The 23,094-nt window shown below is 35.4% G+C and carries 25 protein-coding genes; 8 read left to right on the forward strand and 17 right to left on the reverse strand.

All coding sequences use genetic code 11. The features are described 5' to 3' along the window. The first annotated feature begins 2 nt into the window (after positions 1 to 2). Together COO03_RS08200 and COO03_RS08205 are read left to right on the forward strand one after the other, a co-directional pair. On the forward strand, positions 3 to 1,193 hold the full coding sequence (locus COO03_RS08200) for a pyridoxal phosphate-dependent aminotransferase (protein WP_097896672.1): 1,191 nt from the start codon (positions 3 to 5) through the stop codon (positions 1,191 to 1,193). Positions 1,194 to 1,406: 213 nt separating this feature from the next. After that, on the forward strand, positions 1,407 to 1,682 hold the full coding sequence (locus COO03_RS08205; RefSeq protein ID WP_097896674.1) for a hypothetical protein: 276 nt from the start codon (positions 1,407 to 1,409) through the stop codon (positions 1,680 to 1,682). A 137-nt stretch (positions 1,683 to 1,819) separates the two neighbouring features. On the opposite strand, the gene COO03_RS08210 is transcribed toward COO03_RS08205, so the two are convergent. The 4 genes from COO03_RS08210 to COO03_RS08225 form a co-directional block, all read right to left on the reverse strand. Beyond that, positions 1,820 to 2,152 (reverse strand): DUF3909 family protein, encoded by a 333-nt coding sequence (locus tag COO03_RS08210; RefSeq protein WP_097896676.1) that lies wholly within the window; start codon positions 2,150 to 2,152, stop codon positions 1,820 to 1,822. Positions 2,153 to 2,157: 5 nt separating this feature from the next. Beyond that, positions 2,158 to 3,036 carry an NAD(P)-dependent oxidoreductase gene (locus COO03_RS08215; protein ID WP_097896678.1) on the reverse strand — a complete coding sequence of 293 codons (879 nt, stop codon included), beginning with the start codon at positions 3,034 to 3,036 and terminating at the stop codon, positions 2,158 to 2,160. A 4-nt stretch (positions 3,037 to 3,040) separates the two neighbouring features. Beyond that, positions 3,041 to 4,171, reverse strand: a complete 1,131-nt coding sequence (locus tag COO03_RS08220; protein WP_097896680.1) for a serine hydrolase domain-containing protein — start codon at positions 4,169 to 4,171, stop codon at positions 3,041 to 3,043. Between the two features lie 92 nt (positions 4,172 to 4,263). Then, complete coding sequence (locus tag COO03_RS08225; protein WP_141523185.1) at positions 4,264 to 5,556, reverse strand: sensor domain-containing diguanylate cyclase; 1,293 nt, start codon at positions 5,554 to 5,556, stop codon at positions 4,264 to 4,266. A gap of 354 nt (positions 5,557 to 5,910) precedes the next feature. Between COO03_RS08225 and COO03_RS08230 the strand changes: the two genes are divergently transcribed. Both COO03_RS08230 and COO03_RS08235 read left to right on the forward strand, forming a co-directional pair. Next, positions 5,911 to 6,528 (forward strand): nitroreductase family protein, encoded by a 618-nt coding sequence (locus COO03_RS08230; RefSeq protein ID WP_097896684.1) that lies wholly within the window; start codon positions 5,911 to 5,913, stop codon positions 6,526 to 6,528. Between the two features lie 221 nt (positions 6,529 to 6,749). Then, complete coding sequence (locus COO03_RS08235) at positions 6,750 to 6,968, forward strand: hypothetical protein (RefSeq protein ID WP_097896686.1); 219 nt, start codon at positions 6,750 to 6,752, stop codon at positions 6,966 to 6,968. Between the two features lie 195 nt (positions 6,969 to 7,163). Here COO03_RS08235 and ptsP read toward each other — a convergent pair whose 3' ends face one another. The 4 genes from ptsP to glcT form a co-directional block, all read right to left on the reverse strand. Next, positions 7,164 to 8,876 (reverse strand): phosphoenolpyruvate--protein phosphotransferase, encoded by a 1,713-nt coding sequence (gene ptsP, locus COO03_RS08240; RefSeq protein ID WP_097896688.1) that lies wholly within the window; start codon positions 8,874 to 8,876, stop codon positions 7,164 to 7,166. Continuing rightward, positions 8,876 to 9,139: a phosphocarrier protein HPr gene (gene ptsH / locus COO03_RS08245; protein WP_000411078.1), complete on the reverse strand. Its 264-nt coding sequence runs from the start codon at positions 9,137 to 9,139 to the stop codon at positions 8,876 to 8,878. Before ptsH ends, ptsP begins: the two co-directional genes overlap by 1 nt. A gap of 135 nt (positions 9,140 to 9,274) precedes the next feature. After that, positions 9,275 to 11,335: a glucose-specific PTS transporter subunit IIBC gene (gene ptsG / locus COO03_RS08250; protein WP_097896689.1), complete on the reverse strand. Its 2,061-nt coding sequence runs from the start codon at positions 11,333 to 11,335 to the stop codon at positions 9,275 to 9,277. Between the two features lie 337 nt (positions 11,336 to 11,672). Continuing rightward, entirely contained in the window at positions 11,673 to 12,521 is an 849-nt protein-coding gene (gene glcT / locus COO03_RS08255; protein ID WP_097896691.1) for a glucose PTS transporter transcription antiterminator GlcT, read from the reverse strand. 164 nt (positions 12,522 to 12,685) lie between these two features. Between glcT and COO03_RS08260 the strand changes: the two genes are divergently transcribed. After that, positions 12,686 to 13,504, forward strand: coding sequence for an HAD family hydrolase (locus COO03_RS08260; RefSeq protein WP_097896693.1), 819 nt, complete (start codon positions 12,686 to 12,688; stop codon positions 13,502 to 13,504). A 74-nt stretch (positions 13,505 to 13,578) separates the two neighbouring features. Here COO03_RS08260 and phnF read toward each other — a convergent pair whose 3' ends face one another. The 6 genes from phnF to COO03_RS08290 all read right to left on the reverse strand — a co-directional run bounded on the left by phnF (position 13,579) and on the right by COO03_RS08290 (position 18,856). Further along, entirely contained in the window at positions 13,579 to 14,310 is a 732-nt protein-coding gene (gene phnF / locus COO03_RS08265) for a phosphonate metabolism transcriptional regulator PhnF (RefSeq protein ID WP_097896695.1), read from the reverse strand. After that, positions 14,240 to 15,028: a glucosamine-6-phosphate deaminase gene (locus tag COO03_RS08270; protein WP_097896697.1), complete on the reverse strand. Its 789-nt coding sequence runs from the start codon at positions 15,026 to 15,028 to the stop codon at positions 14,240 to 14,242. The genes phnF and COO03_RS08270 overlap by 71 nt, the downstream gene beginning before the upstream one ends. A gap of 4 nt (positions 15,029 to 15,032) precedes the next feature. Beyond that, positions 15,033 to 16,175: an N-acetylglucosamine-6-phosphate deacetylase gene (nagA, locus tag COO03_RS08275; RefSeq protein WP_097897051.1), complete on the reverse strand. Its 1,143-nt coding sequence runs from the start codon at positions 16,173 to 16,175 to the stop codon at positions 15,033 to 15,035. A 271-nt stretch (positions 16,176 to 16,446) separates the two neighbouring features. After that, positions 16,447 to 17,349: a ComEC/Rec2 family competence protein gene (locus tag COO03_RS08280; protein WP_097896699.1), complete on the reverse strand. Its 903-nt coding sequence runs from the start codon at positions 17,347 to 17,349 to the stop codon at positions 16,447 to 16,449. Positions 17,350 to 17,428: 79 nt separating this feature from the next. Next, positions 17,429 to 17,983: an SMC-Scp complex subunit ScpB gene (scpB, locus tag COO03_RS08285; RefSeq protein ID WP_373605242.1), complete on the reverse strand. Its 555-nt coding sequence runs from the start codon at positions 17,981 to 17,983 to the stop codon at positions 17,429 to 17,431. A gap of 138 nt (positions 17,984 to 18,121) precedes the next feature. Then, positions 18,122 to 18,856, reverse strand: coding sequence for a segregation/condensation protein A (locus COO03_RS08290; protein ID WP_097896702.1), 735 nt, complete (start codon positions 18,854 to 18,856; stop codon positions 18,122 to 18,124). 169 nt (positions 18,857 to 19,025) lie between these two features. Here COO03_RS08290 and COO03_RS08295 point away from each other — a divergent pair, with 169 nt between their 5' ends. Together COO03_RS08295 and COO03_RS08300 are read left to right on the forward strand one after the other, a co-directional pair. Then, positions 19,026 to 19,121 carry a YjcZ family sporulation protein gene (locus tag COO03_RS08295; protein WP_097896704.1) on the forward strand — a complete coding sequence of 32 codons (96 nt, stop codon included), beginning with the start codon at positions 19,026 to 19,028 and terminating at the stop codon, positions 19,119 to 19,121. Positions 19,122 to 19,214: 93 nt separating this feature from the next. Then, positions 19,215 to 19,733 (forward strand): DUF309 domain-containing protein, encoded by a 519-nt coding sequence (locus tag COO03_RS08300; RefSeq protein WP_097896705.1) that lies wholly within the window; start codon positions 19,215 to 19,217, stop codon positions 19,731 to 19,733. A gap of 20 nt (positions 19,734 to 19,753) precedes the next feature. Here COO03_RS08300 and COO03_RS08305 read toward each other — a convergent pair whose 3' ends face one another. Beyond that, positions 19,754 to 20,122, reverse strand: a complete 369-nt coding sequence (locus tag COO03_RS08305) for a GNAT family N-acetyltransferase (RefSeq protein ID WP_097896707.1) — start codon at positions 20,120 to 20,122, stop codon at positions 19,754 to 19,756. Positions 20,123 to 20,501: 379 nt separating this feature from the next. Next, positions 20,502 to 20,939: a peptidylprolyl isomerase gene (locus COO03_RS08310; protein ID WP_097896709.1), complete on the reverse strand. Its 438-nt coding sequence runs from the start codon at positions 20,937 to 20,939 to the stop codon at positions 20,502 to 20,504. Positions 20,940 to 21,126: 187 nt separating this feature from the next. Between COO03_RS08310 and COO03_RS08315 the strand changes: the two genes are divergently transcribed. Then, the gene (locus COO03_RS08315; protein ID WP_097896711.1) at positions 21,127 to 21,993 is read left to right on the forward strand and encodes a DUF1002 domain-containing protein; all 867 of its coding nucleotides are present in this window, start codon (positions 21,127 to 21,129) and stop codon (positions 21,991 to 21,993) included. A gap of 224 nt (positions 21,994 to 22,217) precedes the next feature. Here the strand turns inward: COO03_RS08315 and COO03_RS08320 are convergent, their stop codons facing one another. Further along, positions 22,218 to 23,021, reverse strand: coding sequence for a Cof-type HAD-IIB family hydrolase (locus COO03_RS08320; RefSeq protein ID WP_141523168.1), 804 nt, complete (start codon positions 23,019 to 23,021; stop codon positions 22,218 to 22,220). Positions 23,022 to 23,094: the final 73 nt, after the last annotated feature.

Consider the following 23,094-nt stretch of genomic DNA (forward strand, 5'->3'; position numbering starts at 1 on the left):
GTATGAAAAATTTTCAACCTTCCAAGGTTGTAACATCACTGCCAACGCAATTTTTCGCTTCACTTGTTGCAAAAGTTAACAAAGTAGTCGAAGCGGGTCACGATGTTATCAATTTAGGACAAGGCAATCCAGATCAACCAACACCGCCGCATATCGTAAAAGCCTTACAACATGCAGCAGAAAAAACAGTTCATCATAAATATCCGCCATTTCGTGGACATGAAAACTTAAAAAAAGCCGTTGCAACATTCTATGAACGTGAATACGGAGTCAAAGTCAATCCCAAAACAGAAGTCGCTATTTTATTTGGCGGTAAAGCAGGATTAGTTGAATTACCCCTTTGTTTTACCAATCCTGGTGATACAATTCTTGTACCAGATCCCGGATACCCTGACTATTTATCTGGCGTCGCTTTAGCAAAAGCACAATTTGAAACCATGCCACTCGTTGCAGAAAATAATTTTTTACCAGATTACTCCAAAATAAGCACTACCACCACCGAACAAGCAAAACTAATGTTTTTAAATTATCCAAACAACCCAACTGGTGCTGTCGCCTCCAAGGAATTCTTTGAAGAAACGATAGCTTTTGCAGAAGACCATGATATTTTAGTTGTTCATGACTTTGCCTATGGCGCAATTGGTTTTGATGGTAAAAAGCCAATTAGCTTCTTACAAGCCAAAGGTGCTAAAAATGTGGGGATTGAAATTTATACATTATCGAAAACATTTAATATGGCTGGTTGGCGCATTGCTTTTGCAATTGGTAACGAAAGTGTTATTGAAACAATCAATCTATTACAAGACCATATATACGTCAGCATTTTTGGTGCTGTGCAAGAGGCTTCCTACGAAGCACTATTAAGCTCACAGTCTTGTGTAACTGAACTAGTTAATCGTTATGAATCTAGACGGAACGCTCTTATTAAAGCTTGTCGCTCAATTGGTTGGGATGTCACCTCACCAAAGGGATCATTCTTTGCTTGGCTTCCCGTCCCAGAAGGTTTTACATCTGAACAATTTACCGACATATTACTAGAACAAGCACATGTTGCGGTTGCTCCTGGCGTTGGGTTTGGTGAACATGGTGAGGGCTATGTAAGAGTTGGCCTCTTACACACAGAAGAGCGATTGCAAGAAGCTATTTACCGAATCCAGAAATTAAAAATTTTCAAAAAGCCATTGACAACCTGAAAAAACTCTGTCAAAATTCAAACATCCTTATGGAGCAGGCTTATTTCACTATTGTGAAATAAGCCTGCTTTTTATTTCTCCTTATTTTTTATTTTATCAAGTGCTTTTATTAATAAATTTTGAACATTTTTTGAACTTTTTCGGAAAATTCTGTTTAAAATGTGATATAATACAAATAATAGAAAAGAAAACTGCAAATAGAGGGGGAAAATCATGAATTTAATTATGGCACTTATAATTGGGGTTACATGTGGAGCTGTTCCTGCCATTCTCGGAGCAATTATGGAGGAATTAGAAATCGGTATGTTAGGTTTTGTCGCATCATCTGTAAGCGCTTTATTTTTTGGGTTGTACGGTGCTATTCCTGTCACTATTCTTTTTGCATTTTATATATTACGTCATGCTCGCACAAAACAATTCGGTCGCAATCATATCGCTCAAGTTATTCCATTTCCAATCGAACGAGCTCGTCGTGCTTCTAGTTTATAATCCATTACAATTTAGTCTTTCTTTCATCCTCATACACACATCTATCCAAATATATCCCACTTTCATAAAATACTCTCTTACAACTTCCTTAAATAATCATTGTATACAAAAGAAAAAAGTCCTCGTTTGAGGACTTTTTATTTATTATCTTCCAAAAATTGAAATAGCTCTTGTAAATGAAGTGCATCTTCTCCGTAGCTAACAGACACATAGCTTATTCCATCAATATCAGCATTCATATAGAGATCAATTCCTTCACGATCATATTTTAAAGCTAAATAAAATTCCATTTCTTCTATCATCTTCTTTGATGTTCGGATAACATAATGACCGTTCTCACCACGTCCATATTCAAAATTCGGCTCAAAATCATACTTTTGTTTAAATGCAGCTTTTTGTTTATCATTAATTGGTGTACAAGTTACGCGCTGCACAGCATCAATCATTCCATCAAATTTTTCTAAATTCATTTATTTTACCCCTTTATGTATTTTTTATACAATACTTGTGTCCCACTATCCTCTTCTCCAGCCTCCATTAACTGTTCATATAAATCCTTCGCCAAAGATAAACCTGGTACAGGTAATTGTAACTTTTCAGCTTCATCTAATGCAATCTTCATGTCCTTCATAAAGTGTTTTACATAAAATCCTGGTGCAAAGTCTTCTTTTAACATACGCGGAGCTAAATTACTTAATGACCAGCTACCAGCAGCTCCAGTTGAAATACTCTGTAATACTTTATCTGGATTTAACCCTGCTTTTTTGGCGTATGCTACTGCTTCACAAACACCTATCATATTTGATGCAATTGCAATTTGATTACACATCTTTGTATGCTGTCCACTTCCTGCCGGTCCTTGTAGCTGAATGTTTTCCCCTAGTTTCTCAAATAAAGGTAAACAAACTTCATACACTTCTTGATCTCCACCAATCATAATGGCAAGTCTTCCTTCTTTTGCGCCAATATCCCCTCCTGATACCGGTGCATCTAGGGTATGTACATTCTTTGTTTTTCCAGCTTCATATATGCGCTTGGCTAACGTAGGTGTAGATGTTGTAAAATCAATTGCAATTGTCCCTTCACTCGCATGCTCTAAAATTCCCTCTGTTCCAAAATAAATTTCTTCTACATCATGCGGATAACCTACCATCGTCATAACAACATCAACGTTTTTCACCAAATCTTTTGGTGTATCACACCAATTTGCTCCTTCTTTTACTAAAGAAGCAGCTTTTTCTTTCGTACGATTATACACATATACTTCATAGCCACCTTGTAATAAATGATGTACCATGCTTTTTCCCATAACACCCGTGCCAATAAAACCAATTGTTGAAATTTTATGTTTCATCTTCTCATCCCCCTTGTTCTAATAAATCGCTTACCATCTTTCGGAATTCTTTATTAAAATCGTCATCCATACTATTTTTTACATTTGAAAATAAAATAACAAAAGTCCCTTTATCTTTATTAAAGTTATTAAACGTATTCCAGCCATTAAGTACACCATGGTTATGAAAATAATCAGGATTTATATAGAAACTAAATGCATATGTTCGTTCTGGTGAAGGCGTAAACATTGCTTGTATACTTTGCTCTGAAAGAAGTTTTCCATTTATAATTGCTTCATCTAGTTTCTTCATATCCCCAACTGTAGTATACATCTCACCACAACCATATAGCCACTCCATTCCTAATTTTGGTACAGATACTAGTACATTGTCTTTCTTTTTATAGCCTTTAGTAAAATGCTGTTCTCCTGGTACCATATCCCCCATACCCGATTCATGCATTTCTGCTCTTGCAAATATATTTTCCTTTACGTACTCTCCCAAAGGCTTTTTAGAGATATTCTCTATAATATAAGCAAGCACCATGTAATTATAATCCGTATATCTCCACCCTGTTCCTGGAGGAAACTCTAAATGCAGACTTCCAATCCAATTCACTAAATTTAAGCGTGATGCTGCATTTACCTTTCCTTTCCCAATCTCCGGTAAACCTGAAGTATGCGTTAACAGATGGTATAATGTAATATTTTTATCTATTGGAAATGAAGGGATATATTTATGTACATTGTCTTGAATATTTAACTTTCCCTGCTCTTGAAGTTGTAAAATTGATGTTGCGACAACAGTCTTAGTGATGGAACCAATGCGGTATTTTGTTTGTGGCGTATTTTCAATGTGATTTTGAACATCTGCATATCCGTATCCTTTGTTCAATACAACATGGTCTTTGTCCGTAACGAGAACCGTTCCATTAAACTCTCTATCTTTTAAATATTGATCTAATTTTTGTGCTACACTAGCATAATCGATTGGCGGCTTCTCTTTTTTTTCCAAATTATTCTGTAATTCAGACTCAACAGATGGGGTTTCCTTTGAAGTGAGTACTTTTTGTTTCTCTTGTTTATCAAAAAAGTAGTACACACTTCCACATACTATAAAGCACATCAAAAACATAATAATTATTTTTTTTATCATTCAAAAACCTCCACGGTTACTTCATTATAAATTACCCCCTCTTTCTATTATCAAGCAACAAAAAAAAATCGCAACACTTTGTTGCGAAAAAATTACATTTTTTCTTTTCTATATACACGAACTTGGTTTTTTCCATTTTTTTTTGCTTCGTACAAAGCAATATCTGCTCGTTGTACTAATTCTTCTCTCATAATTCCTGGTTCATATAATGCGATTCCAAAACTTGCCGTTAACTTTGAAATCCCGGAAAATTGTTTTGTTTCAATAAAAAAACGTAGTGATTCGGCAACTTGAAATGCCTCTTTTTCCGTTGTATTTGTAACTAGTATGATAAATTCTTCTCCCCCCCATCGTGCAAATATGTGCTGAGATTCAATTTTAGATTTCATAAGTTCTGCTAATTGAATTAATGCTAAATCACCAAAATCATGACCATACGTGTCATTTACCTTTTTAAAATCATCTATATCAAACAGAATAAGTGCTATTTTTTGATTGTCTCTTTTCGTATTCTCCCATTTTTCTTCTAATATTTGTTGAAATTTTAAACGATTATATATTTCTGTTAAAGAGTCAATTGTAGCAAGTCGTTCTTGCTCCTGATATAATTCATCTAATTCCGTAATATCTGTACACTTAACAATAAACCTAGACAAATCTTCTGGTAAAGGTGCAGCACGTAGTAAAAAAACAAATTCATCCCCTTCATGATTGTGCATCTTGATTTTCCTACCTTGTGATAAAGAATCATCCAACCAAGTTATATCATGATTTGTTGCATAGTATCCATGCTCCTGAATGAAATGTTCTGCAAATACTATATGCTGTTCTCGGTATGAAATTAAATTTTCATACCCAAAAAAGTTTAAAAAGTTCGTATTACAATCAACAATTTCATCATCTTCCATAATAAACAATAAATCATTTTGGAAATCAAACATCATTTGAAGAAGCTCTTGCTGAAAACTGACTTGCTGTAATAATGACAATTGATAGAGGCTCTTATTCACTTCTTCTAACACAACTTGCGGGGTAACAGGAGCAACAACGATATTCCGTATTCCTATTTTAAGTACTTCTACAAACTTTGCTGTTACAGGCTGATCCCAAATAATAATGAAAGAACTCTGTGAATTATACAATTGTTTTATATGTTCTACTTGTATACTATCTGACACATACATGATTACAATTTGTGGGCGCACTCTCTTAAACAATATTTTTCCTTCTTCAAAACTGCTAGCTATAAACATACACTTTGGATGTACATTCTCTATTGTATGCTGATGATTGTGCCCTTCTTCTATATAAAGTACATTTAGCCGGAGATCCTGTAATACATTTTGAAAAACCGTATTCTCTAATAAAAAATGTAGTATGTTCATCACTGATCTTCACTCACTTCATATATCTTGTTCTACTGAATTCCTCACGATCCTTTTTTATAGGAGATTGTCATCAAAAGAACCCGATTGGTGAGGCCTAAACATCAGCAGGAACGAAGAACTCTCCCACTGATAGGAGATTTATTTTGCCTATCTTTCTATGTGAATTACCTTTTTATTGTATGATTACACGAATCATAACGTTTGTATGAATGCCCTCTTTTTATTCTATTCTTAAAAACTTGACAATCAAAATAAAGATATTATATTCTTTATCAGTGACAGCTTACAAAATGTAAGTAAAAGGCATGTTATTTATTTTTATAAATTGATATATAATTTGGAGGATATATGATGACAAAGCAAGATTTCTTTAGCGTTTTATACGAGCGTACGTCTAATCGTGCATTCAATCCTGAAAAGGAAATTTCAAATGAGGAACTTCAAGAAATTTTAAAAGCAGCTTCCCAAGCACCTTCAGCTTGGAACCTACAACATTGGAAATTCCTTGTTTTTCAAGGTAAGGATGTACAAAGTCGTTTACATCCCATTGCATATAATCAGCAGCAGATTCTTGATGCCTCTGCCGTAGTCGCTGTTTTAGGAGATTTAGAAGCATATAAAAACATTACACCTGTTTATGGTCCAATTGTTGAACAAGGATTTATGAAAGAAGAAGCAAAAGAACGTTTGACACAAAATATTGAATCTGCATACACGCGTGAACAGTATCCACGAGATGCAGCCTTCTCAAATGCATCTTTAGCTGCGATGCAACTTATGCTTGCAGCTAAGGCAACTGGTTGGGATACTTGTGCGATTGGTGGTTTTAATTCACAAGCACTAATGGAAGAATTTAATGTTTCTTCTCGTTATGTACCAATCATGCTAATTACAATTGGTGAGTCTACTTTAAAAGGCCATCCGGCACCACGCATGAGTGTTGAGCAAGTAACTGAATGGGCTAAATAAAAAAACGAAGATATCCATCTTCGTTTTTTTATGTTATCTATTTGTAATATATCATAAATAAAATTCGACATAATTGTGTAAAAATATTTTACCGTACTTCTTATCTATAATTAAACATGACGTATTATGTCGAATTTTATTTACCTCTCGAAATATAGGGTGATTTTTTGTTACAATTATGATACAATAGTAACAAATAGATAACAAGAGAGGGATTTTCATTGAATTCATATGGAAGCTTTATTGCATTTTTAAGCTATGCCGTAACTGTACTGCTTCTATACTTTATTGGTGATGCTATGAATATTGCAATACTACAATTTCCAAAAGAAAAAGCATTCCAAGTAGAAGAGGGACTACATACCTCACACTTTATCGCACCATTACTTTTAGCTCTTCCGGTGTATATTATCGTTTTATATAAAAGCAAAAAAGTGTAAAGACTGCCTTTTTATTAATGAGGATGGTCTTTTTTGTTTTTATCCCACTATTTGCAGAGAGTAATACTCCACCTCAAAATTCATTAGAATTTAAGTGGTGGGTAGTTCACGCTCTAATATGCCTAATAGATGATATAATTGCGATTTGCTAAAAAAACCTGAGACCGATTTCATCGGCTCAGGTTTTTTTTCTTATTAGATGCTTTTCACTAATTCAACAACTTCTTCAGCAGTTGACATAGTTAATGCTTTTTGTGCTAACTCTTGCATATCTGCTTTTGACAACTTGCTTAGTTGTGTTCTTGCAGGAAGGATAGATGTTGCACTCATACTAAACTCATCTAGTCCTAATCCAAGTAATAATGGAATTGCAAGTGAATCTCCTGCCATCTCACCGCACATACCAGCCCATTTTCCTTCTTTATGAGCAGCATCGATAACCATTTTTACAAGACGTAAAATTGATGGGTTATACGGTTGGTATAAGTAAGATACACGCTCATTCATACGGTCTGCAGCCATTGTGTATTGAATTAAGTCGTTTGTTCCAATAGAGAAGAAATCAACCTCTTTAGCAAACTGGTCTGCTAATACCGCAGAAGCAGGGATTTCTACCATCATACCTACTTCAATAGCGTCAGAAACAGTTGTACCAGCTTGAACAAGTCTTTCTTTCTCTTCTAATAAAATTGCTTTTGCTTGACGGAATTCATCAAGAGTTGCAATCATTGGGAACATAATTTTTAAATTACCATATACGCTTGCACGAAGTAATGCACGAAGTTGTGTACGGAACACATCTTGCTCTTCAAGACATAAGCGAATTGCACGGTAACCTAAGAATGGGTTCATTTCTTTTGGTAAATGTAAGTATGGAAGTTCTTTATCTCCACCAATGTCAAGTGTACGAACAACAACTGGTTGACCCTCTTTTACACCTTCAAGAACTGCTTTATACGCTTCGAACTGTTCTTCTTCTGTTGGAAGATTGTCACGGCCCATGTATAAAAATTCTGTACGGTATAAACCAACGCCTTCTCCACCATTGTCAATAATACCTTGTACATCGTTTGGTGTACCGATATTTGCAACAAGCTCAACATGATGTCCATCGCTTGTTACAGTTGGTTGATCCTTTAGTTTAGCCCATTCTACTTTTTGTTCTTCGAATTTTGCTTTCTTTTCTTCGAAAGCACGAAGAGTTTCTTCAGATGGGTTCACAATTACTTCTCCATCTAAACCGTCGATGATTACCATATCGCCGTTCTGGATTTTCTCCATAACAACTTTTGTGCCAACAACAGCTGGAATTTCCATAGAGCGAGCCATAATTGCAGAGTGAGATGTACGTCCACCAATATCAGTTGTGAAACCTTTTGCATATTTACGGTTTAATTGAGCTGTATCAGATGGTGTTAAATCTTCAGCAATAATGATTACTTCTTCAGAAATTGTACTTGGATTTGAGAAGTTAATTCCTAGTAAATGTGCAAGAACACGTTTCGTCACGTCGCGAATATCCGCCGCACGCTCTTTCATATATTCGTTATCCATGTTTTCAAACATAGTAATGAACATTGTTGCAACTTCGTCCATTGCAAATTCAGCATTTATTTTTTCATTATTTACTTTATCTTTCACTGGATTTACTAATTCTGGATCATTCAATACTAATAAATGTGCTTCAAAGATAGCAGCTTTATCAGCACCTAACTCAACAAAAGCATGGTCCTTAATAGCTTCTAGTTCAGATTTTGCTTTCTCAAGCGCAGCTTCTAAGCGTGCAATTTCTGCAGTTTCGTTCGAAATGGTTTTCTTTTCAATGTTAAACTCAGGATTCTCAAGTCTGAAAGCCTTCGCAATAGCAATCCCACTTGATGCAGCGATCCCTTGAATATTAAGAGTCATTACTCTCCTAAGCCTTCGTTTTTCATAGTTTCTTCGATAGCTGCTAGTGCTTGAGCTGCATCATCACCATTTGCAGTGATTTTAATTTCTGCGCCTTGTTGAATACCTAAAGACATAACGCCCATGATTGATTTTAAGTTAACGTTCTTACCATTATATTCTAAGTTAATGTCAGCACCGAATTTGCTTGCAGTGTTTACAAGTAGAGTTGCTGGACGAGCATGAATTCCAGAGTCGCTAGTTACTTTAAAGATTTTTTCCATAATAATTTATCTCCTTTAAATACAGTATTTTTTCGGTTGTATAGACGTGAGTACTACATCATCTATTGTATATACTAGGCGATGTTCGGTCAACCACATCGCCTAGTATAATTATAAACATTTTGCGTCAATTTCTTACTGAATGTCAATAATATCGGCTTCGCCTTTCTTGACATTACCTTCTTTTTTCAGCTCAACTTGTTGTCCTTGCCCTAAATTTGTAAAAATAATTGGTGTGATAATAGATGGTGCATTTTCTTTTACAAATGCTATATCCACTTTCAATAATGGTTGTCCTTGTTTCACTTTATCACCTTGTGCTACAAGTGTTTCAAAACCTTCACCATTTAATTTTACAGTATCAATACCAAAGTGAATTAAAATTTCTTTTCCAGCTTCAGATTGAATACCAATTGCATGCTTTGTTGGGAATACATTGACAATCTCACCGTCAACTGGAGAAACTACTGTTCCTTCTGTTGGCTCAATTGCGAACCCATCGCCCATCATTTTCCCTGAAAATACTTGATCAGGTACTTCTGTAATCGGTAAAATTTTACCTTCAATTGGAGATACAATTGTTTCATTTGTATCAGTTTGTTGTACAGTTTCTTTCGCTTTTACAGGCTCTTCTTTTGCAACATGCACTGCACGACCTGCCATAATATCTTGAATTTGTGATTTTAACGTATCAGATTTTGGACCGAAGATAGCTTGAATATTGTTACCAACTTCAAGAACACCTGCTGCTCCAAGCTCTTTTAAACGATCTTTATTTACATCCTTTTGATCTTTTACTTGAACGCGTAAACGTGTAATACAAGCATCTAAAGAAGCAATGTTTTCTTTTCCGCCAAGTGCTACTAAAATCTCACCTGGAAGCTCGCCTGCTTCTACTGTTCCTGCTCCATCAGTATCTGCCACTACTTCACGACCTGGTGTTTTTAAATCCCATTTACGGATTGCAAAGCGGAATCCGAAGTAGTAAATCACTGCTAATACAAGACCAACAACAATTACCCACCACCATGCAGTACGATTCGGTAATACACCAAATAACATAAAGTCAATAAAACCACCAGAGAATGTCATCCCGATTTTAACGCCTAAAATTTGCATAGTCATAAATGATAAACCAGCGAATACAGCATGTATTCCGAATAATACTGGTGCTACGAATAAGAATGAAAATTCAAGTGGTTCTGTAATACCTGTTAAGAAAGATGTTAACGCAGCAGATCCTAAAATACCAGCTGCTAGTTTTTTATTTTCTGGACGTGCCTCATGATACATCGCTAACGCTGCTGCTGGAAGACCGAACATCATGAACGGATATTTACCTGTTGTAAATGTACCAGCTGTTAATTCCACGCCATCTTTTAGCTGTGCCATGAAAATCTTTTGGTCACCGTGGATAATGTCACCTGCGGCATTTGTATATTGACCAAATTCAAACCAGAATGGTGCATAGAAAATATGATGCAATCCAAATGGAATTAACGATCGCTCAATTAAACCGAATATAAATGCTGCCAATGTTTTATTTGCATCAATCATTTGATGCGAGAATGCATTCAAACCGCCTTGAATTGGAGGCCAAACAAAGCACATTACAATCCCTAAAATTAACGAGAATGTTGCTGTTGCAATTGGCACGAAACGTTTACCAGCAAAGAATCCTAAGTATGGTGGTAATTCAATATTAAAGTACTTATTATAACAATATGCTGCTAATATACCTACAAGTATACCCCCAAACACTCCCGTTTGAAGCGTTGGGATACCTAATACATTTGCATATGCTGGATCTGTAAAACCAGTTTTAACTGGAATTTTGTCACTTGTAATTGTAACAAATTTCTCTACTCCTAAGAATACGCTCATCGTTTTGTTCATGATTAAGTATCCAACGAAGGCTGCTAACCCAGCTACTCCGTCTCCACCTGCTAATCCGATGGCAACCCCTACTGCGAATAATAATGCAAGGTTTGCGAAAATAATATCACCAGATTGTTCCATAATTTTTGCAACTAGAACAAACCAATCTGCCTTTAAAGCAGGAACTAGATTTGTTAACTGTGGATTTTGAAATGCATTACCAAATCCAAGTAAAATACCTGCAGCCGGTAAAATCGCTACTGGAAGCATAAGCGCTTTTCCGACTTTTTGAAGAACACCAAAGATCTTCTTAAACATAGAAACACTTCCTCTCTTATCTATATTGATGCTTTTCGACAAACGTCAAAAAGGCATGAGGAAAAAAAGATAGAACGATAGCTATACAAAGGGTAGTATGTCCCTTTATCTAGCTTGCATTCCTTACTTTTCTCCACTCATGCCTGATCGAATCAGTAACACGTGTCAAAAATAGGTTTACGTATAAGTTCACTATTTTAAAGCAAACGTTTTCGTTATTTGCTTTAACTTGTTTGTCGAAATTTGTATAACTGTGCAAGATTTATTATACATAACAATTGTAAGCGATTCAATCATTTTTTCTAACGTTTTCATTTTAGACAAAAATACGTGTCTTTTACACATGCTCTGCTTTTACTAATCTTTGCAAGTGCATCGTTAAATAAATGCTTTCCGCTTCGTACACAGGAAGCTGTAATTCCTGCTGCATCACCTTCACAAGCTTCCAAGCTAAATTATAACAAACAGGATACTCTGCTTTTAATAAATCAGCAAACCCTTGTGCTTCTTCTACCTTTTCTCCCTTTTTCACCCGTTCAATTGCATATTGTAAATGACGAATAAGGCGTAAATAATGAATACTTTCTCGCTCTAATGTAAGATGTAGATTTCTTTCAATTAAAGAAACGAGCTGTGCAATAAGACGAGAGTTTTGATTAACAGAAGATAAATCAGAATTTGTGAGCGAGCTATAAATATGAAGTGCAATAAAACCAATTTCTCCTTCTGGTAATGTAATGTGCAAACGAGAATTCAGGAGCTGCACAACTCCTTCAGCAATTTCATATTCTTCTGGGTATAACATTTTTGTTTCAACTAAAAAAGGATTATCCATTGTAAAGCCTTGTTTTAGTCTTTTAATCGCAAAAGAAATATGATCTGTTAAGGCAATATGAATGTGTTCGTTTAATGGCGATTGTACCTTCTCTTGAATATATAGCATAATATCATTCATCAGTTCAATTAACTTTTCGCTCACGTGTGGCACTAAAAGCTTATATTGTTCACGATCCCGTTCATTTTTTAAAACAAACATTTTTTCAATTTGTTCCGCCTCTAACACATCTTTTGCTTTCTTCCCAAATCCAATTCCCTTGCCGATCACTACTACTTCCTCATGTTCCGGATGGCTCGCAATGATGACATTATTATTTAAAACTTTTTTAATTTCTAGATAATTATTCATATAACACCACCCTCGTCCTTAAATAACCTACTTTTATGTTACAGAACATCCTTCTTTTTCGTCAATGCAAACATCTACCATTTTAGAAAAAGTTGTTTTTTAGACATGATTGTATAAGATGCGTATAATATAAGAACAGGTGTACATAGAAAGGAGAGGGCAACATGATTAAAATGTTTGTAAGCGATATAGATGGTACGATGATGCAACATGGGGGGATCATTGATCAACAAGATATTGCCGCACTTCGTAGTCTCGCAGAGCAAAATGTAATTCTTTCTTTCGCCTCTGGCAGGCTTGATAATGAAATCGCTGGTTTAATGAAAGAAGTTGGTACTCAATTTCACCGCATCAGTGTGAACGGTGTTTTTGTATATACATATGAAAATAAACAACTACTGTCTGCCACGTTTGATTCCAGCATTTTACCTGAGCTGTTATCAATAACAAAAGAAAAACCGTATTTTCGTTATGTAAGTGATGAACATAATTATTACATTGAAGAAAAAACACCTTTTATCCATGAGCTTGAAAAACAAGTGATGATGACTTCTGTTGAAGAACCAAATTTATTACAAAAAATTGATGATACGATCTTCCCAAATAAAATTTCTGTTGGTGGCACAAACGAAGACCTACAAGTACTTCAGAAAAAAATTGATGAGAAATTTGGCGGCAAAGTCAGTACTTTTATCTCGGCTGAGCAATGCTTAGATGTCATGCCGCCAAATATTAGCAAAGGATCAGCCATCTCTATTTTATTACAAGAGTTTCAAGTAAAACCTGAAGAAATCGCTTGTATCGGTGATTCTTACAATGATATTCCTATGTTCAATTTAACACCTCATAGCTTTGCCATGTCACAAGCTCATGATGCAGTGAAAGAACATGCACATTATGTCGTAGACTCTGTAAAAGACGCTATCGAACACGTGCTAGCTTACAACTCAAAGCAAAATAAAAATACGACTCACTCCATATAAGAATGAGTCGTATTTTTATTCCTCTAAATACCAAACAAGTCGAAATTTCACTGTACATCACAACATAAAGTATATTACTTATTTCGTGAAATACTCGTAATAAACTTATAACGATCACCACGATAAATACATTTCACATATTCTAACGGCAATTCACCCTCTGCATATGACCATTGCCTCATTACAAGTACAGGCGCCTTTTTAGGAATATGCAAATGATCAGCCTCATTGTCTGTTGCAATGGATGCTTCAATTGCTTGCGTAGCACGAATAAGTTTAAAACCTAACTTTTGCTCCAAATGTTCGTATAAAGATTGTTGCAAAATTTCTTCGTTAATATCTTTTACAAGAGTTGGCGACAAATATGTCGTCTCAAAAGCAATCGGCTCATCATCAGCTAAACGAATACGTCTCACTTCATAAACCGATTCTCCTTCTTGTATTCTAAGCCGGTCTGCTATTTTAGCAGTAGCAGGAACTAAGCCGAAACTTAATAATTGACTGCTTGGTTTCAGACCACGAGAAAGCATATCTTCTGTAAATCCCGTCATCCCTTGCAGCTTTTGCTCCACTTTTGGAAGTTGAACAAACGTTCCAATTCCACGTTTTCGATATAAATAGCCTTGTTCCACTAAGTTATTAATTGCCTGTCTAATTGTCATGCGACTTACTTCGAACTTATCACAAAGTTCATTCTCAGATGGAATTTTATCTCCCGGCTTCCATTCACCGTCCTCAATTAGCTGTTTCACCCACTCTTGAATCTGATAATAGATCGGAAATGGTGAATATTTGTCGATGTTCATCAGCAATCGCCTCACTGCATAAAGATAGAGCTTCTGGGTCAGCGATTACGGTTACATTCGGATGACGTTGCAGAATTGTAGCAGGACACGCTTCGCTATATTCACCTTGCAATAATTCCTTAATTGCTTCTGCTTTTTTTGGTCCCATAGCAATAAGTAGAATTTGCTTCGCTTTCATGATGCTCCCAATCCCCATTGTAATTGCATGAGTTGGCACATCTTCTTCTTTTTCGAAGAAACGAAGGTTTGCTTGGCGAGTAGACTCTGTTAATTCTACAATGTGAGTTGGAGAATCAAAAGCTGTTCCTGGCTCGTTAAATCCGATGTGACCGTTTTCACCGATTCCAAGAATCTGTAGGTCAACTGGGTTAGCTGCTAGAATGTGTTCATAGCGCTTACATTCTTCTTCTAAATCACTTGCCATCCCATTTGGTACATAAGTTTCTTTAAATGGAAGATAGTCAAACAACTGTTCTTGCATAAAGTAATAATAGCTATTTTTATCTTCATTTGGTAAATTTACGTACTCATCTAAGTTTACAGTGGTTACACGGCTTGTATCAAGTTTATTTTTTCGCATTTCTGCATAAATCCCCAGTGGAGAGCTTCCTGTAGCCATTCCTAGTGTTGGTTTTTCTTTTGAGTTTATAACTTCTTCAATTAATTTATAGCCTGCTTCTGCTAATTCTTCTGAAGTTTTTACAACAAGAATATTCATCTATTTACTTCCCTTCTTTCATATGGATTCCTAATCGAACTGTATCATATACATGTAAATCTTCTGTCATGACAACAAAATCTGCATCTTTACCTACCGCTAATGCACCTTTTCTATTTAATCCAAATTCTTCCGCTTGGTTAACTGATGTCATAAGTACAGCATCCTCAATTGAACATCCTGTAAATTCAATTACATTTCGGAACGCTTGGTCCATTTTCAAAATACTACCAGCTAACGTTCCATCTTCTAATCGAGCACTACCATCTTTTACATGTACAGGCTGTCCGCCAAGTTCATATAATCCATCTTCTAGACCCTTTGCACGCATTGCGTCAGTAATAACACTTACTTTTTTTGGACCTTTTAATTTATATGCCAGTTTCACCATATCTGGGTGAATGTGAATACCATCTGTAATAATTTCAACCATTACATCTGGATTTAATAACACATGACCAACAACCCCTGGTTCACGGTGATGTAAACCTCGCATTTGATTATATAAATGTGTTGCGTGTGTAATTTTTCTGTTTTTTAATTGTGCATCAATTGCATCTGTATGTCCCATTGTGCCAACAACACCAGTTTCAGCAAGATACTCTTCAAATTCTGCCGCCCCTTCTTCTTCTGGTGCATATGTTACTAATTTAATTAAATTGCCACTTACTTCTTGCCATTGTTTAAATTGTTCAATATTGGCAGGAACAATATGTTCAAGAGGTTGTGCTCCCGCACGTTTTTTTGAAACATATGGTCCTTCTAAGTGAATATATTCAAAATGTGCTCCTTTTTCTTTCGCTTCTTTTGCAGCACTTAATGCCGCTTCAATTGCTTCTGGAGCTTGTGTCATTGTTGTTGGGAAGTAAGTTGTAACTCCTTCTTTTAACATTTCTTTACCAAGAGTTACTAAACCATCACTATTTGCATCCATCGCATCAATATCGTATCCACCATGAATATGAACATCAATCATACCCGGAATCACAATTTTTCCTTCTGCATCAAAAACAGTTTCATTTTCTTGTGATACATATTGAGCCATCAAACCAATTTCTTTAATTGTTTCTGCGTAACGAATAAATCCTCTTTCCATTACTTCTTGGCCTGTATAAACTTTGGCATTGATGACAACTTGCGTTTTCATTTTCATCGATCCTTTCCCATGAAATACCTACTTGTTATTAGTACCTATTTGTCTAATTCCATCTTAATATACACACGAGTAGTTGTCTATACATTTAAATGGAAATTTCCTCTTCTTTCGGTAAAAAAGGAAATTTATTTGTTTTCTTCTTTAATTATAATATATATTATTCTTTTTTTCCAAAAGGAGACAATGAACCTTTTATGCAAGTTAATCATAATCCTTTATTTTCATTTCCCTGCTCAGCATTTATAGGTTCTTAACTACTTCTCTACTTTAACAGTGGAAGCGGTATATTTGACCATATTGAAATATGCTCCCCGTCTGTCTCCATCTCCACTGTTCGTTTATTTGTTCCATACACCATTACACCACATCTTTTCAATCTCTTTACCACACTTTGATGAGGATGACCATATGGATTTTTGCTACCGTAAGAAAGAATAGCAAATGAAGGATCCACCCTTTTCAAAAATACTTCGCTCGTTGATGTGTATGAACCATGATGACCTACTTTTAATACATCTGCATGTACATCATACTGCTTTAATATTTTATTTTCAGTTTGTATATCAGCATCTCCCATTAATAAAAAATCAGCCTTACCATATCGAATCTTTAGAACAATGGAGGATTCATTATTTTCATCCTTTGATTTTCCATTGTTTAACACTTGAATGGACACATGGGGATCTACTGGGATATGTTGTCCTTGTTTTACACGAACAAACGGAATTCCTCTCTTTTTAATATTGCTCCTATACGTATGATATGTAAAAGAACTATACGTTTTCCCACTATCTAATACAAGCGATACCGGCATTTGTTCTATAATTGGAATAAGTCCGCCTATATGGTCCATATCTGGATGAGTCCCTACTACTACGTCTAAATGGTTAATTCCCTTTTCAATTAATTTTTGAATAATTTCTTCTCCCGCTTCATAAGGACCCCCATCAATTAACATCGTTTGACCATTCGGTAAAGTGATTAGCGTGGCATCACCTTGTCCTACCTTAAAAAAACTCACTTTCATTTTTCCTAAATGTGGACGTTGCACAGTAAAAGAAGACGCAGTATGAACAGACATCATATATCTTTTAGCAGATGTGCTGTTTAATGAACAGCATAATAAAACAGAAACTAGCAATAGAATAATCCGTACGCCTTTCATAATTCGTCTCCTTTTTTTCATTTAGTATGACACGCTGTGTATTTCATATACAAAAAAAGCTTAGCGAAGTGCTAAGCTTTCATTTTGATAATTCCTGCAAGGAACCAAAAAATAGGTCTGCTTCATTCATTTGTTCATTCTCCTCAGAAAGAACAGGTAAATCATCTAATGTTTGCAATCCGAACGTATCTAAAAACTCTTTTGTCGTGCCATATAAAATAGGACGCCCTGGCCCTTCAGCTCTGCCAATTTCTTTGATAAGTAAGTGTGAAACTAGTGTTTGTAATGCTCTGTCCGTTTTCACACCACGAATCTCTTCCATTTCCGTTCTTGTAATTGGCTGACGATAAGCAACAATCGCCAATGTTTCAAGAGCTGCCTGAGAAAGAGAAGCTGCCGTTGGTGCATCCATTAACTTTTGATAATATAGCGCATGTTCTTTTTTGGTTACTAGACGGTACACTTTCGCAAATTGTACAATTTGTAATCCTCGCTGCAGCCCTTCCCATTCTTTTTGCATCTCTTCAACCATTTGAACTACATTTTTCACTTCAATTTCAAGTACTTTTGCAATTTGTTCTGGATAAATCCCTTCATCCCCAGCAACAAATAGAAGTCCTTCAATAATTGCCATTCTTTCTTTTCTCTCCAATGTACAATCTCCTTTCTCATACCTTTTCCTCACCAAAAGTACCCATAAAAAAAGCCGAATCACAATAAATTGCGTCCGGTTCAACATTCCTTTTATCGTTCCAAACGGTGCGGCAAAACTTTAATTAGATCGTGACAAAAAGATTTCATCAAAATTTTGCTCTTGTTCAATAACAATTTGTTGATTTTTCATAAGCTCAAGTATAGCTAAAAATGTTACCACCATTACTTCACGCTCTTCATCAGCAAATAAATCATAAAAACTTTGACGCCCACTTACTGTATCTAATTGCTGTAAAATATCAGTCATACGCTGTTCAATTGATATTTCCTGACGAGTAATCCGCGTTGTTACTGGACGCTGTGATTTTTTACGGCGTATAAGTTTTTGAAACGCTGCTAACATGTCATATAGCGTAACATCTAGAGGTAAATTCGTCTCCTCTTCCTGCTGAAACGATGTAAAATCGATTGGTGGACGTGTATACAGCTGTGCTCTTTCTTGTTCTCTCTCTTTTAACTCAGTAGCAACTTGCTTATATTTTTTATATTCAATTAACCGCTCCATTAACTCTTGACGAGGGTCATCTATAAAGTCTTCACCATTATCATGTACATCTTCCTCTTGTTTCGGTAACAACATCTTACTTTTAATTTGCAATAGCGTTGCAGCCATCACCAAATACTCACTTGCAACATCTAATTGTAATTCTTTCATCGTATGAATGTAAGATAAATATTGCTCTGTAATTTCCGCTACAGGAATATTGTATATATCAATTTCATAGCGATGAATTAAATGTAACAATAGATCTAAAGGCCCTTCAAAAGCCTCAACTTTAAAATTATATTGCACAAAACATCCCACCACATTTTTTCTATAACAACATAAGTATAGAGCATACTTATGTTCTATCCAACCTTTTTGAGAAATTTAATTTAAAATAGACACCTGCCCATGCAATAATGCCCACCTCTTCATATGATAGCAGTGTAGTAAGAACAATGTAGGAGGTACAAAAACTATGGGCCATTTTGATTGTGGTTTTCACGGCGGTTTCGCTTTACTTGTTGTACTATTTATTTTATTAATCATTGTAGGAGCGGCTTGCTTCTGCTAATGCAGACTGTAGTAAACGGCTAGAGAACTTCTCTAGCCGTTTACTACTTATATGATAAACTGTACATAAAACCGTTAGACAGGAGCGAAAAAGATGTATCCTAAAGCATACATACAGTTTTTAATTCATTTTCACGGAGACTACGATTATTTTGAATGTCATGAGGTGCTAGAAGAACATTGGAAATTAAAGCCACGAGGAGATCGTGATAACTACTGGGTTGGTTTCATTCAAATTGCCGTTTCTTTATACCATCAAAGACGATCAAATTGGAATGGTGCGGCAAAAATGATGAAAAGCGCAATTTCCATCTTAGAAAAAGAACGTGATCACATAAATTCATTAGGACTAAATGATCGACAACTTTTATCTTTACTCCAAAAACAATTACAGTCTATTCTTGCAAAAGCAACTTTTACACCTATATTTTTACCTTTTTCAGATGCCGCTTTAGAAAACAAATGCGTACAATTATGCTCTGAAAATGGCCTCCCTTGGAAAAATATTCATTCTCTACCTAGTGAATATATTATCCACAAGCACACATTGCGTAATCGAGACGCTATCATTTTCGAGCGAAACGAACAACTAACAAAAAGAAAGCAGAGATGATTACATTTCCATCTCTGCTTTCATGAATGTATATTTTGTTCAAATCCCTTACATTTTTCGCAAAAACTAGCTGTTTGCTCATTCCCACAAATTGTAACACCATGAAACTTATCTTTTAATTCTTGAACCATCTTTGTCCCAATTCCCATATGACGATGAGATGGATTCACACTAAGATGTTGAATTTCTAATACATGATCTTCCTTTTTAATAACCCCAACTATCCCAACAAAATCATCATTTTGTTTCCACAAATACAATTGCCAATTGTCTTTTGTATCATATTCTTTCATTGTCAATTGTAATGTTTTCACATCTTTTTCAGTTGGCATAAAAGAAAGAAGCCCCATTGCAATCTTTTCATAACTTTTTTTAAAACGAATTAACATAAACCTTATCCCTTCTTAGCAAAAGTTACAAACCATTTATCCCCTTAACCACTATTTCTATATCATATCTATTTTACAATATTTTCACTATAGTGAGAAGGGCCGTCAAAGCAACTTGATAATCATACAAAGAGAAATTCGGAAAGTCAACTGTACATAAACTCATTAATGATACGAAACTCTACCATATTCTATGTATGTTTGCGAAAGACCGTTCTCAGCATAACATCATTTTAATGTAAAAAAATTCGTCCTCCTACTTTATCATTTACTGCATGTTACCCTCCAATTCCTGTTTGTAAAATAAAAAATCTCCAATTGATAATGAGCAACTTATTTTCTGCAAACAAAAAAAGAGAGCTAACTAGCTCTCTTTAACTTATTCTTCCCAAACTTTAACTTCTTTCATTACATCGCCTTGACGCATGTTTAATACTGTTTCAATTCCGCTTGTAACTTTACCAAATACAGTATGTACACCATCTAAATGTGGTTGCGGCTCATGAACGACGAAGAATTGGCTACCACCTGTATTACGGCCAGCGTGTGCCATAGAAAGTGATCCAACAACATGTCTGTGAGGGTTTCCTTCAGTTTCACATGGAATAGAATAACCAGGGCCACCTGCACCTGTTCCTGTTGGGTCTCCACCTTGGCTTACAAAACCAGGAATAACGCGGTGGAATGTAACACCATCATAAAATCCTTTGTCCGCTAATTTTTTAAAGTTTTCTACTGTTTTTGGTGCTTCCTCTGCGAAAAATTCTAATTCGATTTTTTCACCATTTTCCATTAATATGTATCCTAAAGTTTTCATACGTATATGTCTCCTTTCAACTATCTCAGCACTATATTACCATATTCATGCCCAGAAACAAAAAGAATCCGACAATCTTCATACTTCTTTTTTGAAATCTAGAAGAAGACAGATGACAAATACGAAAAATGTACTATAATAACTTTGTTGCCCGAAAATTCCAGAAAGAGAAAGGGAGCGATTTTTCGTGAAAACGAAATTATTAGCTCTGCTATTAGCTGTTACGGTATTTATGATTCCAACAGCTTCATTTGCAGACATAATTGAGGGAGAATCAATTGTTACATTAGGAGAAAATTTATCTGAACAACAAAAGCAAGATCTGTTGAAAGAAATGAAAGCACCAAAAGATGCACAAGTTATTACTGTATCTAATGCCGAAGAACATAAATTTCTAGAGGGTATCGTTCCGAAATCACAAATTGGTACGAAAGCTATTTCCTCTTCTATGATTACGTACACAAAACCAGGATCTGGTCTTATTGTACGAACGAAAAACATCAACTGGGTAACAGATGCAATGTACACAAACGCGTTAATTACAGCAGGTGTGAAAGATGCTGAGATTCAAATCACAGCGCCATTTAAAGTATCAGGAACAGCTGCTTTAACAGGTTTAATGAAAGCTTACGAAACAACATCGAAAAAAGAAATTCCTGATGAAGTAAAAAAAGTAGCCAATGAAGAAATGGTACAAACGGCGAAACTTGGTGACAAAATCGGTGAGGACAAAGCTGTTCAACTTGTCACAAAAGTAAAAGAAGAAATTGCTAAAGAGCAGCCAAAAACAACAGAAGATTTACGTACACTGATCAAAAAAGTCGCCGATCAACTTGGTATTACGTTAACAGATGAGCAATTAGATAGCTTAGTTTCACTATTTGATAAAATGAAAAATTTAAATATTGACTGGAACCAAGTTAGTAGCCAATTAAATAAAGCGAAAGATCATGTTTCAGCCTTCTTAGGGTCTGAAGAAGGACAAGGATTCCTAGATAAAGTAAAAGATTTCTTCTCCAGTATCATTGATTTTATTAAATCGTTGTTTAAGTAAGAAAAAGCTCGTCATTGACGAGCTTTTTCTATATAAATCCAAATTAAAACCCGACATAAACCCCTTTTTTTTATGTGGGAGAGAGCATCCAGCAATGCATAGAAGCGGTTAGATCCTCTTCCTATCCCATGCCAAGTTAAAGCAAAGAGAGAAAATAAGTAACGGTCACCTTTTTTCTTCGTAGCAGCAACTTATATGCCGAAAAATCAAAATGAATTTATGTATTATATAAGCAAAGGTAACTTCATGATTGCTTCTTCTACAGAACGGACGATATGATGCGCTTTTCCCTTTACATATGGGTGGGCATGATGAAGGGTAAAAGAATGCGGCGTTACTGCAAACATAGAAATATCATTAAAAGAGTCCCCAATGCAAGCCACTTCATGTGCTTCAATTTTCAAATGCTCCATCAAACGTTTCAAAGCACTTCCTTTACTCACGCCCAGTGGCATAATATCAACATAACGTTTTCCAGAAATAAAAATTTCAGCCTGCTCATAAAATGTTTCCCTTAGTTCTTGATCCAATGTCACAATCTTTTCCTCTTCTCCATACACAAATAACTTTGCTGGATGAACTGTTTTACCAAATTCCTCCCCCAGTGTTTCTATTTCAGCAATATGTACGCCCATATAATCTTCAAAAGCATGATGGTGTTCATTTTTCTTTTTCGTATATCTTTTCTCTTTTGTACACACGATATCAGCTAGCCCTTTGTCATGTATATATTGATATATTTCCTGGGCAACTCCATCATCAAATTTTGATTCATGGAATATTTCCCCATTCGGTAATAACATTGTAGCCCCATTTAATCCCGTCGTATAATATGGAAAAGTGAACCTCCTAACCGCATCGTGAATTCGATGTGTAAAACGACCAGAAGCGAAGCAAATATTCGTCCCTTTTTCCGCCAACCAGCAAAGTGCCTTTCCATCTTCCTCATGCATATGGCTCACATTATAAACCAGTGTATCGTCTAAATCACTTACAAATAATTTAATCATGCCCTCTTCCCCTTTCATACACAATGTCTACTCTAAGTGTACGAAAAAAATGTTGTTTTTTTGTTAAAAAACAATAAATTTATAATAAAAA

It is taken from the genome of Bacillus sp. AFS098217, from assembly GCF_002551815.1.
GTDB lineage: Bacteria > Bacillota > Bacilli > Bacillales > Bacillaceae_G > Bacillus_A.